Source organism: Micromonospora sp. NPDC002575 (assembly GCF_042889525.1).
Taxonomy (GTDB): domain Bacteria; phylum Actinomycetota; class Actinomycetes; order Mycobacteriales; family Micromonosporaceae; genus Micromonospora; species Micromonospora carbonacea.
In genome coordinates this window covers 1-5,634 of record NZ_JBIARA010000003.1, presented here as the reverse complement: position 1 = coordinate 5,634, position 5,634 = coordinate 1, and the positions used below count along the sequence as shown (strand labels likewise).

At 74.8% G+C, this 5,634-nt stretch carries 4 protein-coding genes; all 4 read right to left on the bottom strand.

Annotated features, from left to right (window positions below; genetic code table 11):
- Positions 1-288 precede the first annotated feature (288 nt).
- The 4 genes from ACFYWL_RS05635 to pcaF all read right to left on the bottom strand — a co-directional run bounded on the left by ACFYWL_RS05635 (position 289) and on the right by pcaF (position 5,397).
- Entirely contained in the window at positions 289-789 is a 501-nt protein-coding gene (locus tag ACFYWL_RS05635; RefSeq protein WP_386967821.1) for a DUF456 domain-containing protein, read from the bottom strand.
- Positions 786-2,552, bottom strand: coding sequence for a putative bifunctional diguanylate cyclase/phosphodiesterase (locus ACFYWL_RS05630; protein WP_386968746.1), 1,767 nt, complete (start codon positions 2,550-2,552; stop codon positions 786-788). Before ACFYWL_RS05630 ends, ACFYWL_RS05635 begins: the two co-directional genes overlap by 4 nt.
- 645 nt (positions 2,553-3,197) lie before the next feature.
- The gene (locus ACFYWL_RS05625; RefSeq protein WP_386967819.1) at positions 3,198-4,010 is read right to left on the bottom strand and encodes an SAM-dependent methyltransferase; all 813 of its coding nucleotides are present in this window, start codon (positions 4,008-4,010) and stop codon (positions 3,198-3,200) included.
- Between the two features lie 181 nt (positions 4,011-4,191).
- Complete coding sequence (gene pcaF / locus ACFYWL_RS05620; protein WP_386967817.1) at positions 4,192-5,397, bottom strand: 3-oxoadipyl-CoA thiolase; 1,206 nt, start codon at positions 5,395-5,397, stop codon at positions 4,192-4,194.
- Between the last annotated feature and the right edge of the window lie 237 nt (positions 5,398-5,634).

The following is a 5,634-nucleotide window of genomic DNA, read 5'->3' as shown; positions in this document are numbered from 1 at the left end:
GCGCCCCCCCCCGCGTGCGGCCACCCGCCCCGCCGCGCCGGGCCCCGCCCCCCCCCCCCACCCCCCACCCCGCGCCACACCGTGCCCACACCGCGCCCCACCCCCGTACCCAGGTAATCGCCTTGCCCCGAGCGGGCCGTCACGCGCATCCTTGAGCCTGTGACCAGGCCCGATCCGGACGGGCCCGCCGGGCGCTCGGCAACGCCCGGCCGCGGCGGCGCGGGGCGTTCACCTCTCTCTCACACGCGGCGCACCGCCCCGCGCCGCCGCACCGGCCACACCCGACGCTCACGCGAGGATCAGGCCGCCCACCCAGAGCACGGCGATCACCAGCCCGGCGAGGAACTCCACCAGCATCGACAGCCCGGCGGCCTTGAGCGCGTGCACCGTCGACGGCCAGGCGAGCCGGTTGCTGCCCAACCGCAGCCGTTCGGCGCCCCAGATCCCGCCGACGAAGCCGACGACCAGGCCGACGACCGGGATCACGAAGAAGCCCACCAGCCCCAGCACCCCGCCGGCCAGCAGCGACGACGTCGGTACGCCGGCGTTGCGCAGGTTGCGGCCCGGCCACAGGTACTTGACGACGGCACCGCCGACGGCGACGAGCGTGGCGGCGGCCAGCACCAGCCAGCGGCCCGCCCCGGCGGTGCCGAAGATCGCCCAGACCAGCACCCCGCCCCAGCACAGCGGCAGCGCGGGCAGGCCCGGCACGATCACCCCGGCGAGCCCGGCCAGGATGGCCAGCGCGGCCACGATCGACACCACCGCCTGCGAGTCGGTGAGACTCATGGTGCCCCCTCCGCGTCGTCGCGCAGCCGGGCGGTGATCTCGGCCGCCGGCACGGGCGGGCCGAACCAGCGCCCCTGCCCGGTGTCGCAGCGCAGCGACCGTAGCCGCTCCGCCTGCGCCTCCGTCTCCACCGCCTCGGCGGTCACCCACAGTTCCAGCGCATGCGCCAGCCGCACCAGCGCGTCCACGATCCGCTCGTCGCGGTGATCGGCGGAGACGCCCAGGTGAGCGGAGACGCCCACGTCGGCGGAGACGCCCACGTCAGCGGAGACGCCCACGTCAGCGGAGACGCCCGCGTCAGCGGAGCCGTCGGCGGGCCGGATGCCCTCCACGAACGGCCCCGCCAGCTTGAGGCAGTGGATGGGCATCCGCCGCAGGTACGCCAGGTTCGAGTATCCGGTGCCGAAGTCGTCGATCGCCAGCCGTACGCCCAGGTCGGCGAGCTGGTGCAGCGCGCGCAGCGGCTCACCGGCGGTGCCCATCACGGCGCTCTCGGTCAGTTCGAGCTGGAGCAGCGCGGCCGGGAGGCCGGTGCGGCCCAGCGCGTCCGCGACCGTCTCGACGATGGCCGGGTCGTTGGCCTGCCGGGCGGCCAGGTTGACGCTGACCACCAGTTTGGCCTCGGGGAAGGCGCGACGCCACGCCTCGGCGTCGCGGCACGCCTGCCCGAGCACCCATTCGCCGAGGCGGACGATCAGCCCGGTTTCCTCGGCCAGCCCGATGAACTGGTCCGGCCCGACCAGGCCCAGCTCCGGGTGCTGCCAGCGGACGAGCGCCTCCACGGCCACCATCGACGAGTCGAGCAGCGACACGATCGGCTGGTAGTGGACCACGAACTCGCCCCGGTCCAGCGCGGCGGGCAGGCCGGCGACCAGCGCGGAGCGGGCGATGTCGCGGGCGCTGCGTTCGGGGTCGTAGACGGCCCACCGGCCCCGGCCCTCGGCCTTCGCCCAGTACAGGGTGGTGTCGGCGGCCTTCATCAGCTCCGAGGCGCTGGTCTCCCCGGCCGGGCACTCGACGATGCCGATGCTGGCGGAGACGGCCAACTGCTGGTCGCCGACGTGCACCGGGGCGGAGACCGCGGCGAGGGCCATCTCGGCGACGCCCACCGCGTCGTCGATGTCCTCGCCGCCGTCGACGAGGATGACGAACTCGTCGCCGCCCATCCGGGCGACGAGGTGCCCGTGCCCGGCGACGCACTCGGCCAGCCGCCGGGCGATCACCACCAGCAGCCGGTCGCCGAGGTCGTGCCCGAGGCTGTCGTTGACCGCCTTGAAACCGTCGAGGTCGAGGAAGCAGACCCCGATCCGGTGGTCCGGGCCCGCGTCGGCGAGGACCTGGCCGAGGGTCTCGAAGAACAGCGTACGGTTGGGCAGGCCGGTGAGCGGGTCGTGCAGGGCCTGGAAGCGCAGCCGTTGTTGCAGCTCGTACCGCTCGGTGATGTCCTCGATCATCGCCACGGTGAAGCGGGGCCGGCCGTCGTCGTGCCGGATCAGCGAGACGGCGAGGTCCGTCCAGACGATGCTGCCGTCCTTGCGGTAGTAGCGCTTCTCCACCCGGGCCGAGTCGTGCTTGCCCTCGATGAGCGCCTGGTAGAGCTCCCACATGCCGGCGGCGTCGTCGGGGTGGAACAGCGATGCCACGTTCGTGCGGCGCAGCTCGCCGACGCTGTAGCCGAGCATGTCGGCGAACGCCTGGTTCACCTCGATGATCTGCCCGTCGACGCCGGCGATGCCGATACCGATGGCCGCGCCGACGAACACGGCCCGGAACCGCGCCTCGCTGTCGCGCAGCGCCTGCTCGACGAGGTCCCGGGCCTGCCAGGCGCTGCGGGCGATGCGTTCCTGCTGGGTGAAGGTGCGGTCGCGCAGCGCCCGGGCGAACCCGGCGGCGAGCCCGCCCTGGAGCGCGGCGACCCGCTGGGCGGTGCCGGGGCGGCCCGCCCGGTCGGGCAGCACCTGGGCGACGAGCCGGTTCCCGAGCGCCGCGACCGACCAGTCGAGCAGCCCCGGCTCGGCCAGGTGCGCCTCGACCAGCGCCCGGCCGACGCTCTCGGCCGGCCGGGCGGTGAACGCCTCGGCCAGCAGCGCCCCGGCGAGTTGCTCCGTGTGGTCGAGGAGCAGCCGTTCGGTCTCGGCCGCGCTGAGCGGCACGAAGCCGAGCCGGCGGGCCGCGCGAGCCCACGCGGCGGCGTACGACTGGGCGCCGGCCCGGCTGAAGCCCGCACCGCCGGCTGCCGGCACGGCGGTGACAGCACCGCCGGCTGCCGGCGCGGCCGTCGGGTCACCGCCGAGGTCCGGCGCGGCTGTGGCGTCGCCGCCGGGTTCCGGCGCGGCTGTGGCGTCGCCGCCGGGTTCCGGCACCGCTGTCACGTCGCCGCCGGGTTCCGGCACCGCTGTCACGTCGGCCTAGCCGGCGGGCTGGTCGTACCGGGCGACGCCGCCGAACGCGCCGAACCGCTCGGGGTGCTCGTCCACGTCGGACGGCGAGTCGGGACGCCAGAGCGGCATGTGCACCACGCCCGGCTCCAGGATCGTCCAGTCGCCGAAGAAGCCGGTGATCTCGGCGCGGGAGCGCAGCGTGATCTCGGTGGCGGTGCGGGCCGACAGTCGCTGGGCGTCCAGCATCTCCTGCGGCTGGTCCTCGAAGGTGGAGTGCGAGACGACGAGGAAGCTACCCGGGGCGGCTGCCGCCCGCAGGGTGGCGAGGAGGTCGGCGGGACGGTCGGCGTCGGGGACGAAGTGGACCACCCCGGCGAGCAGGATGCCGACCGGGCGGTCGAGGTCGAGCAGGCCCATGGCCCGGCTCGCGGCGAGGATCGCCTCGGGCTGCCGCAGGTCGGCGTGGATCACCCCGGTCAGGTCGTTGCCGGCCAACAGCTCCCGGCTGTGCGCCACGGCCACCGGGTCGATGTCGACGTACACCACCCGGGCCTTGGGGTTCGCGGCCTGCGCCACCTCGTGGACGTTGCCGACGGTGGGAATTCCCGAGCCGATGTCGAGGAACTGGTCGATGCCGGCGTCCAGCAGCGCCCGGACCGCCCGGCGCAGGAACTCCCGGCCCGCCCGCATGGTGGCGGCCAGGTTCGGCGTCATGCTGGCGATCTGCTCGGCCAACTGCCGGTCGATCTCGAAGTTGTGCGCGCCGCCGAGGAAGTAGTCGTAGACCCGGGCCGCGCTCGGTCGACTCAGGTCGATCTCGGTGGGAAGTCCGTCCGCCATCCTGTGTCGCTCCCGCCAGTGGTCGCCGCGCCACGGGCCGTGCCGGCCGTCGGGACACGGCATGGGTACGCCGGGCACGCCGACCGGCAGACCCGCGGGTCTGTGGTGTTCCACACTCTAAGCCGCAGGTTCCACCATTCGCGAGGTCTGTTTCCCGGCCGGGCCGCGGCTGACCGGCCGGTCAGCCGGCTGACTCCAGCATCAGCGCGATGCCCTGCCCCACCCCGACGCACATGGTCGCCACCGCCCGCCGGGCGTCGCGGCGGCGCAGCTCCAGGGCGGCGGTCAGGGCCAGCCGGGCCCCGCTGGCCCCCAGCGGGTGGCCCAGGGCGATCGCCCCGCCGTTGGGGTTGACGTGCTCGGCGTCCTCGGGCAGGCCCCACTCGCGCAGCACCGCCACCGACTGGGCGGCGAACGCCTCGTTCAGCTCGATCACGTCGACCGCGTCGAGGCCGACGCCGAGCCGGTCGAGCAGTTTGCGGGTCGCCGGGACCGGCCCGATCCCCATGATCCGGGGCGGCACGCCGGCCGCCGCCGCCCCGGTGACGCGGGCCAGCGGGGTGAGGCCGTACCGGGCCACCGCCGCCTCGCCGGCCACCAGCAACGCCACCGCGCCGTCGTTGACCCCGGAGGAGTTGCCGGCGGTCACCGTGCCGCCGTCGCGGAACGGGGTGGGCAACGCGGCGAGCTTTTCCAGCGTCGTCTCCCGGGGGTGCTCGTCGACGTCGACCAGCTTCGTCTCGCGCCGGCCCGCCGGCACGGTCACCGGCACGATCTCCTCGGCGAGCCGGCCGTCGGCCTGCGCCTTCGCGGCCCGCTGCTGCGACCGGTACGCGAACGCGTCCTGCGCGGCGCGGCCCACGCCGTACTCGGCGGCCACGTTCTCCGCCGTCTCCGGCATCGAGTCGATGCCCCAGCCCCGCTCCATCAGCGGGTTGACCAGCCGCCAGCCGATCGTGGTGTCGTACACCTCGGCGGCGCGGGAGAACGCGGCGGTGGCCTTCGGCATGACGAACGGCGCGCGGCTCATGCTCTCCACGCCGCCGGCGACGACCAGTTCTGCCTCGCCGGCCACGACCTGCCGGGCGGCGGTGGCCAGGGCGTCCAGGCCGGAGCCGCAGAGCCGGTTGACGGTGCTGCCGGGCACCTCGCCGGGCAGCCCGGCCAGCAGCGCCGCCATCCGGGCGACGTTGCGGTTGTCCTCGCCGGCCTGGTTGGCGCAGCCGAGGACCACGTCGTCGACGCGGGCCCAGTCCACCGACGGGTGGCGGGCCACCAGCTCCCGGATCACGCGCGCGGCGAGGTCGTCGGGGCGCACCCCGGCGAGCGCGCCGGCGTACCGGCCGATCGGGGTGCGGACACCGGCCACGAGGTATGCCACGGTCATCGACGTAGTCCTTCGGGGTGGGAAGGCCGACAGTGCGGGCCCGCCGGGTCACGGCGGGGCGGCCCCAGGATATCCGCGCCGCAGCCGCCCGGCGCGGCCCGCCCGCCAGGGGGCAAGGAAGGGCCCCTTGTTAACGCATTCTGGGCGGTTTCTGGGGGTCCTCGCAACACCTGATGGCTTATGTGGTTGTCAGTAGATCACGTAGGCGCTCGGCTGGGTTGTCCCAGCCGAGCGTCT

Coding starts and splice junctions, on each gene's coding strand:
- ACFYWL_RS05635 (WP_386967821.1), bottom strand. CDS start 789: ATGAGTCTCACCGACTCGCAGGCGGTGGTGTCGATCGTGGCCGCGCTG.
- ACFYWL_RS05625 (WP_386967819.1), bottom strand. CDS start 4,010: ATGGCGGACGGACTTCCCACCGAGATCGACCTGAGTCGACCGAGCGCG.
- pcaF (WP_386967817.1), bottom strand. CDS start 5,397: ATGACCGTGGCATACCTCGTGGCCGGTGTCCGCACCCCGATCGGCCGG.